At 69.8% G+C, this 14,872-nt stretch carries 16 protein-coding genes; 5 read left to right on the top strand and 11 right to left on the bottom strand.

Features of this window, described 5'->3' with window-relative positions; all coding sequences use genetic code 11:
* Window positions 1-57 precede the first annotated feature (57 nt).
* Both VKQ35_RS09960 and VKQ35_RS09955 read right to left on the bottom strand, forming a co-directional pair.
* A complete protein-coding gene (locus VKQ35_RS09960; RefSeq protein ID WP_324361058.1) occupies window positions 58-1,002 on the bottom strand; it encodes an electron transfer flavoprotein subunit alpha/FixB family protein in 945 nt (314 codons plus the stop codon).
* Entirely contained in the window at window positions 1,002-1,751 is a 750-nt protein-coding gene (locus tag VKQ35_RS09955; protein WP_324361057.1) for an electron transfer flavoprotein subunit beta/FixA family protein, read from the bottom strand. Before VKQ35_RS09955 ends, VKQ35_RS09960 begins: the two co-directional genes overlap by 1 nt.
* A 120-nt stretch (window positions 1,752-1,871) precedes the next feature.
* Here VKQ35_RS09955 and VKQ35_RS09950 point away from each other — a divergent pair, with 120 nt between their 5' ends.
* Window positions 1,872-2,171 (top strand): hypothetical protein, encoded by a 300-nt coding sequence (locus VKQ35_RS09950; protein WP_324361055.1) that lies wholly within the window; start codon window positions 1,872-1,874, stop codon window positions 2,169-2,171.
* Here the strand turns inward: VKQ35_RS09950 and VKQ35_RS09945 are convergent.
* Entirely contained in the window at window positions 2,168-2,737 is a 570-nt protein-coding gene (locus VKQ35_RS09945; protein ID WP_324361053.1) for a cob(I)yrinic acid a,c-diamide adenosyltransferase, read from the bottom strand. The genes VKQ35_RS09950 and VKQ35_RS09945 overlap by 4 nt on opposite strands.
* A 3-nt stretch (window positions 2,738-2,740) precedes the next feature.
* Window positions 2,741-2,938 (bottom strand): twin transmembrane helix small protein, encoded by a 198-nt coding sequence (locus VKQ35_RS09940; RefSeq protein WP_324361051.1) that lies wholly within the window; start codon window positions 2,936-2,938, stop codon window positions 2,741-2,743.
* A 314-nt stretch (window positions 2,939-3,252) separates the two neighbouring features.
* Between VKQ35_RS09940 and VKQ35_RS09935 the strand changes: the two genes are divergently transcribed.
* Window positions 3,253-3,903, top strand: a complete 651-nt coding sequence (locus VKQ35_RS09935; RefSeq protein WP_324361049.1) for a TetR/AcrR family transcriptional regulator — start codon at window positions 3,253-3,255, stop codon at window positions 3,901-3,903.
* Window positions 3,904-3,952: 49 nt separating this feature from the next.
* Window positions 3,953-4,645: a TetR/AcrR family transcriptional regulator gene (locus tag VKQ35_RS09930; protein ID WP_324361047.1), complete on the top strand. Its 693-nt coding sequence runs from the start codon at window positions 3,953-3,955 to the stop codon at window positions 4,643-4,645.
* Between the two features lie 152 nt (window positions 4,646-4,797).
* On the opposite strand, the gene VKQ35_RS09925 is transcribed toward VKQ35_RS09930, so the two are convergent.
* Window positions 4,798-6,039 carry a PQQ-dependent sugar dehydrogenase gene (locus VKQ35_RS09925; RefSeq protein WP_324361045.1) on the bottom strand — a complete coding sequence of 414 codons (1,242 nt, stop codon included), beginning with the start codon at window positions 6,037-6,039 and terminating at the stop codon, window positions 4,798-4,800.
* Between the two features lie 79 nt (window positions 6,040-6,118).
* The gene (locus VKQ35_RS09920) at window positions 6,119-7,777 is read right to left on the bottom strand and encodes an acyl-CoA dehydrogenase family protein (protein ID WP_324361043.1); all 1,659 of its coding nucleotides are present in this window, start codon (window positions 7,775-7,777) and stop codon (window positions 6,119-6,121) included.
* An 82-nt stretch (window positions 7,778-7,859) separates the two neighbouring features.
* On the opposite strand from VKQ35_RS09920, the gene VKQ35_RS09915 reads away from it, so the two are divergent.
* A complete protein-coding gene (locus tag VKQ35_RS09915) occupies window positions 7,860-8,489 on the top strand; it encodes a glutathione S-transferase (RefSeq protein ID WP_324361041.1) in 630 nt (209 codons plus the stop codon).
* 39 nt (window positions 8,490-8,528) lie between these two features.
* On the opposite strand, the gene VKQ35_RS09910 is transcribed toward VKQ35_RS09915, so the two are convergent.
* The 4 genes from VKQ35_RS09910 to VKQ35_RS09895 all read right to left on the bottom strand — a co-directional run bounded on the left by VKQ35_RS09910 (window position 8,529) and on the right by VKQ35_RS09895 (window position 12,352).
* Complete coding sequence (locus VKQ35_RS09910; RefSeq protein WP_324361039.1) at window positions 8,529-10,154, bottom strand: MHYT domain-containing protein; 1,626 nt, start codon at window positions 10,152-10,154, stop codon at window positions 8,529-8,531.
* A gap of 101 nt (window positions 10,155-10,255) precedes the next feature.
* Entirely contained in the window at window positions 10,256-10,693 is a 438-nt protein-coding gene (locus tag VKQ35_RS09905) for a hypothetical protein (RefSeq protein ID WP_324361037.1), read from the bottom strand.
* A gap of 3 nt (window positions 10,694-10,696) precedes the next feature.
* A complete protein-coding gene (locus tag VKQ35_RS09900) occupies window positions 10,697-11,491 on the bottom strand; it encodes an alpha/beta hydrolase (RefSeq protein ID WP_324361035.1) in 795 nt (264 codons plus the stop codon).
* A 33-nt stretch (window positions 11,492-11,524) separates the two neighbouring features.
* The gene (locus VKQ35_RS09895; RefSeq protein ID WP_324361033.1) at window positions 11,525-12,352 is read right to left on the bottom strand and encodes a M15 family metallopeptidase; all 828 of its coding nucleotides are present in this window, start codon (window positions 12,350-12,352) and stop codon (window positions 11,525-11,527) included.
* Between the two features lie 208 nt (window positions 12,353-12,560).
* Between VKQ35_RS09895 and VKQ35_RS09890 the strand changes: the two genes are divergently transcribed.
* Complete coding sequence (locus tag VKQ35_RS09890) at window positions 12,561-13,748, top strand: L,D-transpeptidase (protein WP_324361031.1); 1,188 nt, start codon at window positions 12,561-12,563, stop codon at window positions 13,746-13,748.
* A gap of 1 nt (window position 13,749) precedes the next feature.
* On the opposite strand, the gene VKQ35_RS09885 is transcribed toward VKQ35_RS09890, so the two are convergent.
* On the bottom strand, window positions 13,750-14,847 hold the full coding sequence (locus VKQ35_RS09885) for an aromatic ring-hydroxylating dioxygenase subunit alpha (RefSeq protein ID WP_324361029.1): 1,098 nt from the start codon (window positions 14,845-14,847) through the stop codon (window positions 13,750-13,752).
* Between the last annotated feature and the right edge of the window lie 25 nt (window positions 14,848-14,872).

The following is a 14,872-nucleotide window of genomic DNA, read 5'->3' as shown; positions in this document are numbered from 1 at the left end:
CGGGGCCGCCCCTTCTGTTTCGTCGCGACGCCGGCTTTTTCGTCGCGGCGCCGGCGCCTACTTTCCGGCGGCGGTGAGGGCGGCCATCAACTCCGGCACGGCGGTCTTGTAGTCGGCGACCAGGCCGTAGTCGGCGACCTGGAAGATCGGCGCGTCGGCGTCCTTGTTGATCGCCACGATCACCTTGGAGTCCTTCATGCCGGCCAGGTGCTGGATGGCGCCGGAGATGCCGATGGCGATATAGAGCTCGGGCGCGACGACCTTGCCGGTCTGGCCGACCTGGTAGTCATTGGGCGCGTAGCCCGCGTCGACCGCCGCGCGGGAGGCGCCGACGGCGGCCCCGAGCTTATCGGCCAGCGGCTCGATCACCTTCTGGAACTCTTCCGCCGAGCCCATGGCGCGGCCCCCGGAGACCACGATCTTGGCGCCGGAGAGCTCGGGCCTCGCCGATTTCACCAGCTTCTGATCCACGAAATGGGTCTTGGCGGGCTTGGCCGGCGCGGGAATCGTCTCGACCTTGGCCGAGCCGCCGTCCGCCGCCGCCTTGAACACGGTCGGGCGCACGGTGATCACCTTCTTGGCGTCGGAGGACTGCACGGTCTCCAGCGCGTTGCCGGCGTAGATCGGGCGCACGAAAGTGTTGGCGTCGACGACATCGACGATCTCGGAGATCTGGGCGACGTCCAGCTTGGCGGCGATGCGCGGGCTGAAGTTCTTGCCCTGGCTGGTGGCGGGCGTCAGCACCGCGTCGTAGCCGCTCATCAGCGGCACCACGAGGGCTTCCATGCTCTCGGCCAGGCCTTCGCCCAGCTCGTCGCTTTCGGCCAGCAGCACCTTGCGCACGCCGGTGATCTTGGCGGCGGCGTCGGCGACGCCCTTGGCGCCCTTGCCGGCCACCAGGATGTCGACGTCGGACGACAGCTTCAGCGCCGCGGTCACCGTCTTTTCGGTGGTGTCCCGCAGGTGGGCGTTGTCGTGGTCGGCGATGACGAGAACGGCCATCAGAGCACCCCCGCTTCGGTCTTGAGCTTGGAGACGAGGTCGGCGGCGGTCTCCACCTTGATCCCGCCGGAGCGCTTCGGCGGCTCGGTGACCTTCAGGACCTTCAGGCGCGGCTTTGTGTCGACGCCGAACGAGGCGAGCTCTTCGATGGCGAGCTCCTTCTTCTTGGCCTTCATGATGTTGGGCAGGCTCGCGTAGCGCGGCTCGTTCAGGCGCAGGTCGGCGGTGACGACGCCCGGCAGGTCGATTTCCAGAGTCTGCAGGCCGCCGTCGACCTCGCGGGTCACCTTGGCCTTCTTGCCCGAGACCTCCAGCGCGGAAGCGAAGGTCGCCTGGGGCCAGTCGAGGATGGTCGCCAGCATCTGGCCGACCGCGTTGTTGTCGCCGTCGATGGCCTGCTTGCCCATGACCACCAGGTCAGGGCTTTCCTTGCCGATGATGGCGGCCAGAACCTTGGCGACGGCCAGCGGCTCCAGGTCCTCGGTCGTCTGCACCAGGATGGCGCGGTCGGCGCCCATGGCCAGCGCCGTGCGCAGGGTCTCCTGCGCCTGTTGCGGGCCGATGGAGACGGCGACGATTTCGCTGGCGACGCCCTTTTCCTTCAGGCGCACGGCCTCTTCGACCGCGATCTCGCAGAAGGGGTTCATCGACATCTTGACGTTCGCGAGGTCGACACCCGTCTGGTCGGGCTTCACCCGGGCCTTGACGTTGTAATCGATCACCCGCTTGACCGGGACCAACACCTTCATGGGTTGCTAGCGCCTCAAAATTGCTTCGGGAAATAGGGTCTGCGGGCAATAGCGGTTCCGGCGCAGTTTGCAAACCGCATGGCTAGCCAGCGGCGGCCCCGATCCGCTAATATTACATCCATGAACAACAGCTACAGCCGCATCCGCAGGACCTACGACCGCCTGAAGTGGATCTTCATCGGCATCTTCGCCGTCGCCAACGTCGGCATCCTGGTGTGGACGTTCGGCTGGGCGCGGCCCGAGGAGCAGTGCGTCGGCACCCACAAATGGTGGGACGGCGGCGCTCGCGTCTGCGCGACCCCGATCCTGACCTCCGACATCACCGGCCGCCTGATCACCGATCCCAAGGCGCGCGCCGAGGCCCTGCAAGCCATCGGCCGCGCCCCGCCGCCCGCGCCGGTCGCGGTTCCCAAGCCCTAACGCGTCGCGCCGGACTGCCAGAAAACCTCGGCCGCGCCCTTGTCGTTGGCGTAGCGGGCGGCGACGAAGAGCAGGTCGGAGAGGCGGTTGAGGTAGCGCAGGGCGGGTGGGCTCACGCTCTCGCCGGCCTCGGTCAGGCGCACGGCCTCGCGCTCGGCGCGGCGGCAGACGGTGCGGGCCAGGTGCAGGGCCGCCGCCGCCGGGGTCCCGCCCGGCAGCACGAAGGAGGCGAGCGGCGGCAGTTCGGCGTTGAGCGCATCGATCTCGCTCTCCAGCCGCGCCACCTGGCGGTCGAGGATGCGCAGCTTCGCGCCTTCCGCCTCGTCGGGGGCGGCCGGCGTGGCCAGGTCCGCGCCCAGGTCGAAAAGCTCGTTCTGGACGCGCGCCAGCAGGGCGTCGAAGTCGCCGGCCGTGTGGACGCGCGCCAGGCCCAGGCAGGCGTTGGTCTCGTCCACCGCACCATAGGCCTCGACGCGCAAATCGGCCTTGCTGACGCTCAGGCCGGTGGCGAGCCGGGTGGTCCCGGCGTCGCCGGTGCGAGTGTAGATGCGATTGAGCGTGACCACCGCCTAGTGCCTGCCGCGCCACCAGACCGCGCCGACCAGGACCGCGATCGCCAGCGCCTGCATCACCACCCGCAGGCGCATCAGCTTGTTGGAATAGGAGCGGCCGAAATCGCCGCCGCGGAACAGGGCGTAGATGCCGATCGCCAGCACGGTCGCCACCGCGATCAGGGCCGCCGGGATCAGGAAACTGAAAATATCCATTCGATCACTTTAGGGCAGCTTGGGCTTGCGAACCACAGCCAAGCAGGCTAAGCGGCGCCTCCCCCAACCGTTGGTGAGCATGTTCAACGAGCCGAATTCGTTGACGGGTCGAATTTTGGCCCTACTCCGGGTGCATACGGGAAGCCTGCGTCCCCCCGCAACGCCCAGCCGACCTAAAGTTGTCCGAATACTGCGTAGAATTGCGCTGAGAAATCGGGTAACATGATACTTGAACATGTTCACCGAGCGTGTCTGGACGCATGGCTCGGGTTGAACCTTTAAGAGAGGACGGCTCCGCCGTCGAAAAATCCCCCATGATTCACTCCCAGATCAAAGCCGTCGCCGACGACAATGTGACCAAGGCCCCGACCCGCCGGGCGCTCGCCAAGCAACAGACCCGCGCCAAGGTCCTCGCCGCCGCCCGTAGCCTGTTCAGCGAACAGGGCTATGAAGGCGCCACCATCCGCGACATCGCCGCCGAGGCGGGCATGTCCACCGGCGCGGTCTTCGCCAACTTCACCGACAAGTCCGACCTGTTCCGCGAGATCATGCTCACCGACATGGTGGCGCTCGCCGAAGCCATGGCCGAGGCCGCGAGCCACGGCGACGGCTGCGAAGACACGCTGCTGAAGATCTTCGGCGCCGGCTACCGCTTCTATCAAACCCAGCTGCCGCTGGCCCGCGCGGCGTTCAGCGTCGGCTGGTCGCCGGAAGACGGCCCGGCGCTGCGCAACGCCCCGCCGGTGCAGACCCTGCTGGGCCTGATCTCCGAGCAGTTGGCCCGCGGCGAGCAGAACGGCGAACTGACCGTCGGCGCCGCCGAGCCGCTCCGCACCCAGATGCTGTTCGACGCCTACCTGTCGAACTACGACCAGGCGATCTTCCAAGGCTGGTCGATCGACGCCCTGGAAGGCCGGGCGCGCGAGCAGATCCGCATCCTGCTGGCGGGCGCTCGGAGGAAGTAGGCGAGCGGCGCCGTCTTGTGTAGACATGACATCGCCCAACGACGTCTCCATGGCTGAAGATCTCGCGGGCGGCGCCAATCAGGAGCCGCCCGCAAATCCGGCCGTCGCGCCCGTCGCCGGGGCCGATCCGGTGACGGCGCCCAGCTCCCGCCAGACGCAGAAAGAGGCCACCCGCAACCGGGTGATCGACGCGGCGCGCGAGCTGTTCGACACCCAGGGTTACCAGGGCACCACGATCCGCGAGATCGCCCGCCATGCCGGCGTCTCGGTGGGCAGCGTCTTCACGACCTTCGCCTCCAAGGGCGAGATCCTCAGCCAGGTGATGGAAGACCGGCTGGACGGACTCTACGCCGAGCTCGACCGGGTGGTGCCCAACCTGCGCGGCTCGACCAGCGACCGGCTGCGCTCGATCTTTGCGATTCATTTCTCGTTCGAGGCCCGGCGGACGCGCCTGTTCCTGGCCCACATCGCCGCGGCCTACGACTGGACGCTCCCGCCCTCGGCCCGGCCGATGGGCCGCAATCCCCGGCTGATCGGCATCATCCGTGAATGCATCGCCAAGGGCATCGCCGACGGCGACGTCTGCCCCGCGGTCGAGCCGCAGGAGGCCGTCGACCTGTTGATGGCGGCCTATGTGTGGATCTACCGCATGGCGGCGCTGGACGGCGCCGACGCGCAGGAGATGACCGCCGCCATGGACCGCCAGATCGGCCTGATCACCGACGGCTTGGGACCGCGGTAGGGGCCACTCCCTTCCCCGTTCGGGGGAGGGACAGATTGCCAAGCCATCAGGGTAGGGAAGGGCGGGTCATCTGTGGGCTCGGCACGCCGGCCCATACTTCCCCACCCGTCTCGGCTTCGCCTCGCCACCCTCCCCGGAACGGGGCGGGGACGCTACTTCGGCGTCAGCTTGAAGAGGCCGCCGGGCGCGGCGTCCTCGATCACCCAGAGCGCCCCGTCCGGGCCCTGCTCCACGTCGCGGATGCGGTGGCCCATGGACCAGCGCTCGGCGGACTTGGCCGTGGCGCCGGTGATGACGATGCGGTTCAGCGTCCGGGTCCCCAGGCCGCTGACGAAGGCCGAGCCCTTCCACTGCGGGAACATGGACCCTGAGTAGAACATCAGGTTCCCCACATCGATGACCGGGGTCCAGTAGAGCACCGGCTTGGTGACGCCGGGCACGGCGTCGGGGCTGGGGATCGGCACGCCGTTGTAGTTGACCGCGTAGCGGGCCAGCGGCCAGCCGTAGTTCTTGCCGGGCTCGATCAGGTTCAGAGCGTCGCCGCCGCGCGGGCCCATCTCGGCCTCCCACAGCCGGCCGTCGGGTGCGAAGGCCAGGCCATAGGGCGTGCGGTGGCCCTTGGACCAGGTCTCTGACGGCGTCAGGTTCGGGCCGGGGAAGGCGTAGTCGCGGATCACAGCCGCGGTCTTGGCCTTCTCGGTGTCGACTGGCGGATCGATGATCGGGATGCTGGCCGCGCCGGTCTGGCCGGCCATCGGGTTGCCGGGGGCCGGCTTGCCGTCGAGTGTGAGGTGCAGGATCTTGCCCAGCGGGCTGTTGGGGTCCTGGGCCGGGGTCATCCGTTGACGGTCGCCAGAGGACAAGAACAGGGACTTGCTGTCCGGCGCAAAGGCCACCTGGGCGCCGAACTGGCCGCCCTTGCCGCGGCCGCCGTCACGCCAGATCACCTTCAGGTCGTCCAGGCTGGGCGCACCCGGCTTGAGGCCGAGCTTGGCGCGGGCGAGCGCCAGGCTGGAGCCATCCAGCTTTCCGGCCGGATCGGGCTCGGAATAGGTCAGGTAGACGAAGTGGTCGGCGGCGTAGTGCGGCGAGAGGAAGACGCCCAGCATGCCGCCCTGGCCCTGCGCCAGCACCTTCGGAACATTGGCGACGGCGGTCTTCTCGCCCGCCTGGGTGACCAGCTGGATCGACCCCGTCTTCTCGGTGATCAGCATTCGGCCGTCAGGCAGGAAGGCGATGCGCCAGGGCAGGCTGAAGGTCGCCACCTGGGTCATGTTGAACGGCGGGGCGGCCTCGGGCGCCTGGGTTCCGATGTTGGTCTGGGCGTAGGCGCCGGCCGCCGCCAGGACTGGCCCGACCAGGGCCGCCGCGACGGCTGTCTTTGCAAAGGTCATGCGCAATCCTCCTGAGGCGTCCGGCACAGGGTGTTCATATCCACGAATGCGCCACGGCGCGCGGGGTTCTTTTGGAGGGCTAATTGGCGCCCTCCAACAGCCGGCGCGCGATCACCTGCGCCTGGATCTCGCCGGCGCCCTCAAAGATGTTGAGGATGCGCGCGTCGGCCAGCACCCGGCTGACCGGCTGCTCCACCGCAAAACCGGTCCCGCCGTGGATCTGCACGGCGTTGTCGGCGGCCGCCCAGGCGATGCGGGCGGCGGTCAGCTTGGCCATGCCGGCCTCCAAATCGCAGCGGCGCCCGGCGTCCTTGGCCTGGGCGGCGAACCAGGCGAGGCGGCGCGCGCCCAGGATCTCGGCGGCCATCATCGCGAGCTTGTTGGCCACGCGGGGAAAGGCGGCCAGCGGCTCGCCGAACTGGCGGCGCTGCAGGGCATAGTCGAGCGCCAGATCCAGCGCGTTCTGGGCGACGCCGATGGCGCGCGCCGCGGTCTGGATGCGGGCGCTCTCGAAAGTCGCCATCAGCTGGGCGAAGCCCTGGCCCGCCGCGCCGCCCAGCAGGTTGGCGTCGGCGACCTCGAAGCCGTCGAAGGCGATCTCGTATTCCTTCATGCCGCGGTAGCCGATCACGCCGATCTCGCCGCCGCCCATGCCGGGCGCGGGGAAGGGGTCGGCGGCCGTGCCGCGCGGCTTTTCGGCCAGGAACATCGAAAGCCCCCGGTGGTCCTTCGACGCCCCGTCGGTGCGGACCAAGAGCGTCATCAGGTCGGCGCGGGCGGCGTGGGTGATCCAGGTCTTGGCGCCGGTCACCCGCCAGACATCGCCGTCGCGGACGGCGCGGGTCCTGAGCGAGCCTAGGTCGGAACCGGCCTCCGGCTCGGTGAAGACGGCGGTGGGCACGATCGCGCCGGAGACGATGCCGGGCAGGAAGCGGGCCTTCTGGTCCGACGTGCCGTGAGCCAGCAACAGTTCGGCGGCGATCTCCGAGCGGGTGCCGAGCGAGCCGGTCCCGATGAAGCCCCGCGACAGCGCCTCGGTCACCACGCACATGGCGACCTTGCCCAGGCCCGAGCCGCCCCAGACCTCTGGCGCGGTCAGGCCGAAGACGCCCAGGCGGCCCATCTCCTCCAGCAGGTCGAGCGGGATAAGCTCGTCGCGCAGATGCCAGCCGTGGGCGAAGGGCGCGATCCTTTCGGCGGTGAAGGCGGTGAACTGGTCGCGGATCGCGTCCAGGGTCTCGTCCAGGCCGCTGGCCTCCAGGGAGGCTTGGCCGCGCGCCTGATCGAGCAGCGCGACGACGCGGTCCTTCACCGCCTGCGACGCGCCGGGCGCGAGGGCTGCGATCACCGGCGCCAGGCGATGCGCCGAGACGCCCAGGTCGGCGGGGCGGAACATCTCGCCCTGGTTCATCGGCAGTCCGCCGGCGAGCTGGCTCAGATATTCATGCGCCAGCAGCTGGGCCGGCAGGGCCTCGGCCTCGCCGAACTTTTCGTCGGCGTCGAGCGCGCGGGCCCAGTGGGCGGTCTGGCGCAGGGTCTCGGCATAGGCCGCGCTCCAGGCCAGGCCGTGGGCGGCGTGCTGCTCGGCGTCCAGCGCGGCGCGGTCGAGGCGGCCGTCGCCTTTGCCATTTGGGCGCACCCGCTCGGCGACCGCGTCCTGCAGCTCGGCGACCAGCACCTCGGCCTCGCGGCCGGCGCGGTCGAGGAGGTCCAGGAGATCGGGCAGGATCAGCGTCATCACCGCCGACTATAGGCGATGCTTGCGCTCCGTCGCGCCACACGGCTTTGCTGTGCGCCACAAAAAAGGAAGAGGCCGCCCCATGCTCGTCGTCCACCACCTGAACAACTCGCGCTCGCAGCGCATCCTGTGGCTGCTGGAAGAACTCGGCGCGCCCTATGAGATCAAGTTCTATCAGCGCGATGCGACCACCAACCTGGCGCCGCCGGAGCTGGTGGCGGTCAATCCGCTGGGCAAGAGCCCGGTGATCACCGATGGCGACATCACCATCGCCGAGTCCGGCGCCATCGTGGACTACATCCAGCGCAAGCACGGGGCCGGCAAGCTCGGCGCGCCGGCGGGCGATGTCGCGGGCGAGAAGTACCGCGAGTGGCTGCACTATTCCGAGGGCTCGGCCATGCTGCCCCTGATGCTGAACCTCTATACCGGCCGCCTGGGCGACGCCGCCGCGCCGCTGCGGCCGCGCATCCAGAGCGAGATGGACAACCACCTGGGCTATCTGAACTCAGCCCTCGAAGGCCGCGACTGGCTGATGGGCGACTTCACCGCCGCCGACGTGCAGATGAGCTTTGTGGGCGAAGTCGGCCGCGCCATGGGCCAGATGGACAAGCACCCGAACATCGCGGCCTGGGTGGAGCGCTTCCAGGCGCGGCCGGCGTATGTGCGGGCGCTGGAGAAGGGCGGGGCGTATAATCTGGGTCCGCGAACCTAGAGCGCGCGGCGAGTTCGGTCACACAAATCCCGAGCGGGGTCAGGCGGCGCAGATCTCGGCCGTATCCGCCCGCGGCGCGCGCGGCGATGCCGGCACGGTCACCGTGAAGGTCGAGCCCAGTCCCTCTGCCGACTCGACCCAGAGCTCGCCTTCCATCGCCTCGATCACACGCTTGCTGACGGCCAGGCCGATGCCGCCGCCCAGGATCGAGCCGCCTTCGCGGCCCAGGCGATCGAAGGCGTCGAATAACCGGGGCAGCAGGGCGGCCGGAATGCCGTCGCCCGTGTCGCGGACCGCCACCTCGATTTGGCCTTGGCGAGCCCGCGCCACGATCCTGACGTCGCCGCCCGGGCGATTGTACTTGATGGCGTTGGAGATGATGCTGGACAGCGCCTGGCGCAGGCGGGTGCGGTCGGCGAAGGCGACGCAGGGCACGGCGGCGTCCATCTCGAGCTTCAGGCTGACCTGCGCCTGGTCGGCGGCCGGGATGAACTCGTCGGTCAGATCGGCCAGCAGATCAGCGACGTCGAGGCCGCCACGGGAAAACGATCCTTCGCCGCGGTCGAGGCGCGCCAGATCGAGCATGGCGACGATGAGCGCCAACAGGTCGTCGGCGTTGCTGATGATCCGGTCGACGGCGTCCTGCTGGCGCGGCGTCAGGGGCTCGCGCGCCTGGTTGAGCCGCATCACCTGGGCAAACCCCAGGACCGCATTGAGCGGTGTCCGCAGCTCATGACTCATGGAGGACAGCAATTCGGTCCTGGCCTTCGTCGCCGCCTCCGCGCGGCGCGCGTCATCGACTTCCGCCAGGGCCGAGGTGAGGCGCTCGGTCTGTTCCGCGAGCGCGGTGTTCAAGTCCCGCAGCCGTTCGGCTTCGCGGGCGGCTCGCGCCTCGAAGCGCCGGTCGACGAGGGTGCAGACCAGGCCCAGGCCAAGGATGACCATCACGCTGAGGGTGACCGCGGCCCCGAGGGTCTCGGCGCGGACGACGCCGGCTGGCGCCTCCACGACGGGTCCGGCCGCGACAAGGATGGTCGCCGCCATGCCGGTGTAGTGCATGCCGCAGACAGCCAGGGCCATCACCAGCGCGGCCCCGGCTCGCTGCAGCGTCGAACGCAGGATGTGAGCCAGCCATAGGGCGACGGTCGCCGCGCCGACGGCGATGACCGCCGATAGGGCGAACAAATCCGGGCGGTAGTAGATCGCGCCCGGCAGGCGCAACGCGCTCATGCCGCAATAGTGCATGATCACGATGCCGAGGCCGACGAGCAGGCCCGCCCCGAGGATGCGGGGCAGGGTGATGTCCTTCTCGAAGGCCCGCAGGCCAAGCGCGACGGCGACGATGGCCACCAGGCCCGAGAGCACGGTCGAGGTCGCGTCATAGCCATGCGACACCGGGATTTCGTAGGCCAGCATGGCGACGAAGTGCATCGACCAGATGCCGCCCCCGAGCGCGACAGCGCCGGCTCCATGCCAGAGCCAGCGGCTCGGGCCCGCGGCTCCGCGCAGGCGCTCCGCCATCTCCAGCGCCGTGAACGAGGCCAGGACTGCGATCAGGAAGGAGACGAATACCAGGACCCGATCGTGGTGGACGGCGATGCCGTGCGCCGATCCGTCAAAACACAGACCGAGAACCGTCATGGGTCCGGCGAATGGCCAGCTCATTTCGTCTTGCCCCCCTGGGCTCGCGCCTGCCGATGCGTGAAGGTCGGCCAACCTAGGGCGGTGGGCGCCGCCCGCAAGCCCGTAGAAATACTTGGTCGGCGCTACTCGAGAGGCCGGAAGTCGTCGTCCTGTCGATGACGAAGCCAACGCTCCGCAAGGTCCAGTAGATCGCCTGCGCCGGTCGAGGGATTGTGCACGAATCCCACGAGCTTGAGGCGTTGGTCCGCAGCCCGGCGCACCAATCGCAGACCCACCTGATTGCCGTGCGCGGCGCCGCTCCAATCGCGCGCGGGATCGGCGGAAGAGAGCAAGGCTGCGATCCTCTCCCGCAGGGCCTCGACCGTCTTCGCTGGCAGCCGGATGGGCGCAGAGATGGTGACGATAACGGCCGCCCCCTCCGGGACCGCGTTGTCCGCCCACGCCCGAAGATCGCCCAGCGCCCGAACGACCACCCGGTCGAACCGCAGGCCGAGCTTGGCGGCGCTCAGGCCGGAGCCCGCCAGCACCTGCTCGGCCATGTCCTTCGCGGGATTGCTCAAGGTCTACTCGAACGGCGGGAAGTCGTCGTCCATGACGCCGTCGAGGAAGTCGAAGACGGCGGCCTTGGTGAGTGCGTGGGGGATGGCCGAGAAGTGGTCGCAGCCGGGGATGGTCACGCTGCGGCCATGCGGAAAGATCCGCGCCAGGTCCGCGGTGTCGCCCGCGCCGGTGTCGCCGGCGCCCGCCACGACCAGCGTCGGCACGGGCATGTCGCGAAGCGCGTCGTGGTTGAAGGGCATGTTGCGGACCCTGGTGACCGCGGCGAGCGCCTTGCGGTCCTCGCCCTGCTCGTCGGCGAACTGGCGGAAGGACTGCAGCATCGGCTGGGTGATGGTCGAGGGGTCGTCGGCCAGCATGGCGTCGGCCATGGGCTCGCCCGCCACGTCCGGCGCCTTTTCCAGCAGCTTGCCGCCGACCCCGCCCAGGATCAGGTGCGACAGGCGGCTCGGCTGGGCGACAGCCAGTTCGAGCGCGGTGCGCGTGCCCATGGAGTAGCCGAACATGTCGGCCCGCTCGACGCCCAGCTCGTCCATCAGGTTGAGCACGTCGGCGGCCAGCCGCTCGCGCTCGTAGGCCTGCGGGTCATAGAGCTTGGCGCTCTCGCCGTGTCCGCGTTGGTCGAGCGCGATCACCCGCGTGCGGCGGCGTTCAAAAGCGGCATACCAGCCGGTGCGTTTCCAGCCCTCGACGCGGTTGGAGGCGAAGCCGTGGATCAGGACGACGGCGCTGTCAGCGCCGCCTGCCGGAGTGATGTCGTCATAGGCGATCTGCACGCCGTCGGAGAGGAAGCTGGCCATGGACTGGGACCCTAGGGTCCGTTGGCGTCGGCCTCAAGGCGCCTCGCCGGTCCACTCCCAGTGCCAGGGCTCAAACGGATAGGGGACGAAGCCGAAGCGGTCGGCGTTGGCCACCAGCCAGCGGTAGGCGGGCGTGGCGCTCATGAAGGCGCGGTTGGGGTCGGCGCTGGAGTCGGGGGAAAAGCCCGGCGCCTGGCCGACGTAGAGGTCCATGGCCAGGCCCGTGCGGTGCGCCGAGCAGGTCGCGCGCACCACATTGTTGCAATTGTGCTCGCGGGCGCAGCGGGCGGCGTCGTCGGCCGGGCTGCGGAAGCCCGAGAACAGGGTCAGGTTCCTGGGATCGGCGGCGATGGCCGGGTCCGCGCGCCGGGCGGCGGCGGCCATCCGGCGGTAGGCCGCCAGCGCGCCGGGGCGAAGCTGGACAAGCTTGCCGCCATAGCCTTCGGCCGGCGTGGCCGTGGCGAGCGCGGCCGCCGCCGGCGGATTGGGGCAAACGCCCCTGGCGCTGAGCTGGACGAAGGGCCGGCGCAGCTGGATCGTGGTCTTCAGGGGCGTGAAGATGGCGGCGCTGAAGACGCCATCGCTCGGCAGGTTGCGGGCCCTGGCCCACTGGCTGAGCGCCAGCGCGAAGCCGGGCGTGCTGGGGGCGCAGGCGGTGTGGACCTCGCGGCCGACCAAGGGAGCGTAGGTCGCCCAGCCCGTTTCGCTGCGCCCGAACGGGCTCCAGGCCAGGGTCGGCAACGAGGCGGCGTTGGACCGGGCCGCCGCCGCCGGGCCGTCCGAGCAGATGGCCGCGGCCAGAGCCGGGGTGTGGGCCGGCGGCGGCGGGGCGGGCGGCGGGGCCGCGGGACTGGGGGCCAAGGGACTGGGGGTCGGGGGGCTAGGGCTGGCCGGTTTAGCCGCCAAAGGGGCCGGTTTGGGCGGCGGCGCGGGGGTGCAACTGGTCACGCGCAGGACGACGAAACCCAGCACGAGGACCGCCACGGCAAGGCCCGCCAGGAACCGTAGCGCTTCTGAAGGCTTGAACCTCACGCGCCCGACAACGCATGGCGCCCGCGCGAGGTCCATGATGAAGTTCGCCAAGCTGTCGCTCTGCGGCGGCGTTCCCCTCCTGCTTCTGGCGGCGGCCTGCTCCGACCCGAGCTCCAAGTCGCAGGGCGCAAGCAGCCAGGCGAGCAACAGCCAGGGCGGCTCGCCCATGGTGGTGGCCCAACTGGCGCCGACGCCGACGGCGGCCGACCTCACCTCGGTGCAGCCCGCGCCGGACGGCGACATCCGCCCCGACGCGCCCGATCCGGCCATCGTGCAGTCGGCCTCGCGGCTGGCCCTGCCCATCGACGTCGCCGACTGGAAGGCCGAGCCGGTGACGCCGCAGGCGAAGAAGAACGCCCTGATCCGCGCCGAAGTGCTGCTGGCCCGCGCCAAGTTCTCGCCCGGCGTCATCGACGGCCAGGACGGCGACAACCTGAAGAACGCCATCGGCGCCTTCGAGAACGCCCACCAGCTGCCCGTCGACGGCAAGATGAGTCCGGCGGTCTGGACGGCGCTTTCCAAGGACGCCCAGCCGGCGCTCACCGACTACACGATCACCGCCGACGACGTGAAAGGGCCGTTCCTGGCCAAGGTCCCCACGGATATGGCGGAGATGGCCAAGCTGCCGGCCATGAGCTTCACCGGCCCGGTGCAGGAGCTGGCCGAGCGCTTCCACATGGACGAGGCCCTGCTGAAGAGCCTCAATCCCAACGCTGACTTCAGCGTCGCCGGCACGCAGATCGTCGTCGCCGCGCTCGGGTCGGACAGGCTGAAGGTTCCGGTCAGCCGCATCGAGGTCGACAAGACCAAGCGCCAGGTGCGCGCCTACGGCCAGGCCGACCTCCTGCTGGCCGTCTATCCGGCGACGGTGGGCTCGACCGACCGGCCGGCGCCGGACGGCGAGTGGGCGGTCCGCACGGTCGCGCCCAACCCGACCTACACCTATGACCCCAGCCGCTTGACCTTCGGCAAGGCGTCGAACGGCAAGCTCACCATCCCGCCGGGGCCGAACAATCCGGTCGGCTCGACCTGGATCGACCTGACCAAGGACACCTACGGCATCCACGGGACACCCGACCCCAGGATGGTCGGCAACGCCGCCAGCCACGGCTGCGTGCGCCTGACCAACTGGGACGCGCGCCAGCTCAGTCAGGCGGTGAAGAAGGGGACCAAGGTCGACTTCGTGGGCGTCGAACAGGACAAGCCGCGCAAGGCCGCCGACTAGCCTAACTGCGCCAGCGCAGCGTCACGGGCTCCACGGGGTTCGCGAAGGGGCGGCCCTCCCGGCGGCTCGCGGTCCATTCGCGCTTGAGCTGCTGGTACCACTTGGCCTGGCGGTCGGCGTCGTCGATCCAGAGCAGGCTGGGGTCGTACTTCAGCCCTTCGTTCTGCAGGTTCACCATGTCGCCGTCCTGGCGCAGGAAGGCGCGCGCGCCGGCCTTGATGAACGGCCGCAGGAACAGGAAGGCCGGATGGTCGGACCAGACGATCTGGGTGATCCGGGTGGTCCTGTCGTTCACCGGGGTCAGGCAGGTCAGCGACAGCACCTGGCGCTTGCCGACGGTCACGTGCTCCCAGCGCAGCCCCGGGATGCGGAAGGTGATCTCGGTCAAGGGCTCGCCGCCCAGGATGGCGTAGGCGCGGGAATTCTTCGAGGGCTCGTGGCGGACCATGGCGAAGCCGGCCTCGCGCGGTTCGAACCTCTTGGCCTTCTCGTGCTGGCTGGCCTTGGAGCGCCACCACCACTGCTGATGGACGTAGGGGCCGTGCGCGGGATCCATCAGGCCGACGACGGCGTGGTCGATGTGGGCGGCGAAGTCCATGCGGTCGACCAGCTTGGGCCCGCCGCCGACCACGCCCGGGAAGGTGGGCGGCGGCTCGCTGGGCTCGGCGGCGGCGCGGGCGTCGCCGGCCACCCAGACGAAGACCAGGCCCTGGCTTTCGGCCACCGGATAGCGGCGCACGCGGATCCGGCTGACGTCCATCGCCTGGTCGTCCACCAGCGACGGGATCGCCGCGCAGGCGCCGTCGGCCCGGAACCGCCAGCCGTGATAGGGGCACTCGACGGTCTCGGCGCCGTCGGCTTCGCGGTGGAAGTGACCCGCCGACAGGGGCGACGCGCGATGCGGGCAGATGTCGCGCAGCGCGAAGAGCTCGCCGCCGTTCGAGCGGCCGAGCAGCACCGGCTCTCCCAGCAGCTCATGGCGTTTCATCCGGCCGCGCGGCAGGTCGCTGGAAAGCGCGGCGAAATACCAGATGTCGGTCAGGAAGCCCTGGCCGAACTTGCTGTCCGCCCTGCCTGGTTTGCTGTCGCCCTCGGCCATAGTGCGGTTCTAGGCTGGCTCGGCG

Source organism: Phenylobacterium sp. (assembly GCF_035309685.1).
Taxonomy (GTDB): Bacteria; Pseudomonadota; Alphaproteobacteria; order Caulobacterales; family Caulobacteraceae; genus Phenylobacterium.
Note: the sequence above shows the minus strand (reverse complement) of the source record. Positions and strands in the feature narration are given on the sequence as shown.

Coding starts and splice junctions, on each gene's coding strand:
- VKQ35_RS09960 (WP_324361058.1), bottom strand. CDS start 1,002: ATGGCCGTTCTCGTCATCGCCGACCACGACAACGCCCACCTGCGGGAC.
- VKQ35_RS09955 (WP_324361057.1), bottom strand. CDS start 1,751: ATGAAGGTGTTGGTCCCGGTCAAGCGGGTGATCGATTACAACGTCAAG.
- VKQ35_RS09950 (WP_324361055.1), top strand. CDS start 1,872: ATGAACAACAGCTACAGCCGCATCCGCAGGACCTACGACCGCCTGAAG.
- VKQ35_RS09940 (WP_324361051.1), bottom strand. CDS start 2,938: ATGGATATTTTCAGTTTCCTGATCCCGGCGGCCCTGATCGCGGTGGCG.
- VKQ35_RS09935 (WP_324361049.1), top strand. CDS start 3,253: ATGATTCACTCCCAGATCAAAGCCGTCGCCGACGACAATGTGACCAAG.
- VKQ35_RS09930 (WP_324361047.1), top strand. CDS start 3,953: ATGGCTGAAGATCTCGCGGGCGGCGCCAATCAGGAGCCGCCCGCAAAT.
- VKQ35_RS09925 (WP_324361045.1), bottom strand. CDS start 6,039: ATGACCTTTGCAAAGACAGCCGTCGCGGCGGCCCTGGTCGGGCCAGTC.
- VKQ35_RS09920 (WP_324361043.1), bottom strand. CDS start 7,777: ATGACGCTGATCCTGCCCGATCTCCTGGACCTCCTCGACCGCGCCGGC.
- VKQ35_RS09915 (WP_324361041.1), top strand. CDS start 7,860: ATGCTCGTCGTCCACCACCTGAACAACTCGCGCTCGCAGCGCATCCTG.
- VKQ35_RS09910 (WP_324361039.1), bottom strand. CDS start 10,154: ATGAGCTGGCCATTCGCCGGACCCATGACGGTTCTCGGTCTGTGTTTT.
- VKQ35_RS09900 (WP_324361035.1), bottom strand. CDS start 11,491: ATGGCCAGCTTCCTCTCCGACGGCGTGCAGATCGCCTATGACGACATC.
- VKQ35_RS09890 (WP_324361031.1), top strand. CDS start 12,561: ATGAAGTTCGCCAAGCTGTCGCTCTGCGGCGGCGTTCCCCTCCTGCTT.
- VKQ35_RS09885 (WP_324361029.1), bottom strand. CDS start 14,847: ATGGCCGAGGGCGACAGCAAACCAGGCAGGGCGGACAGCAAGTTCGGC.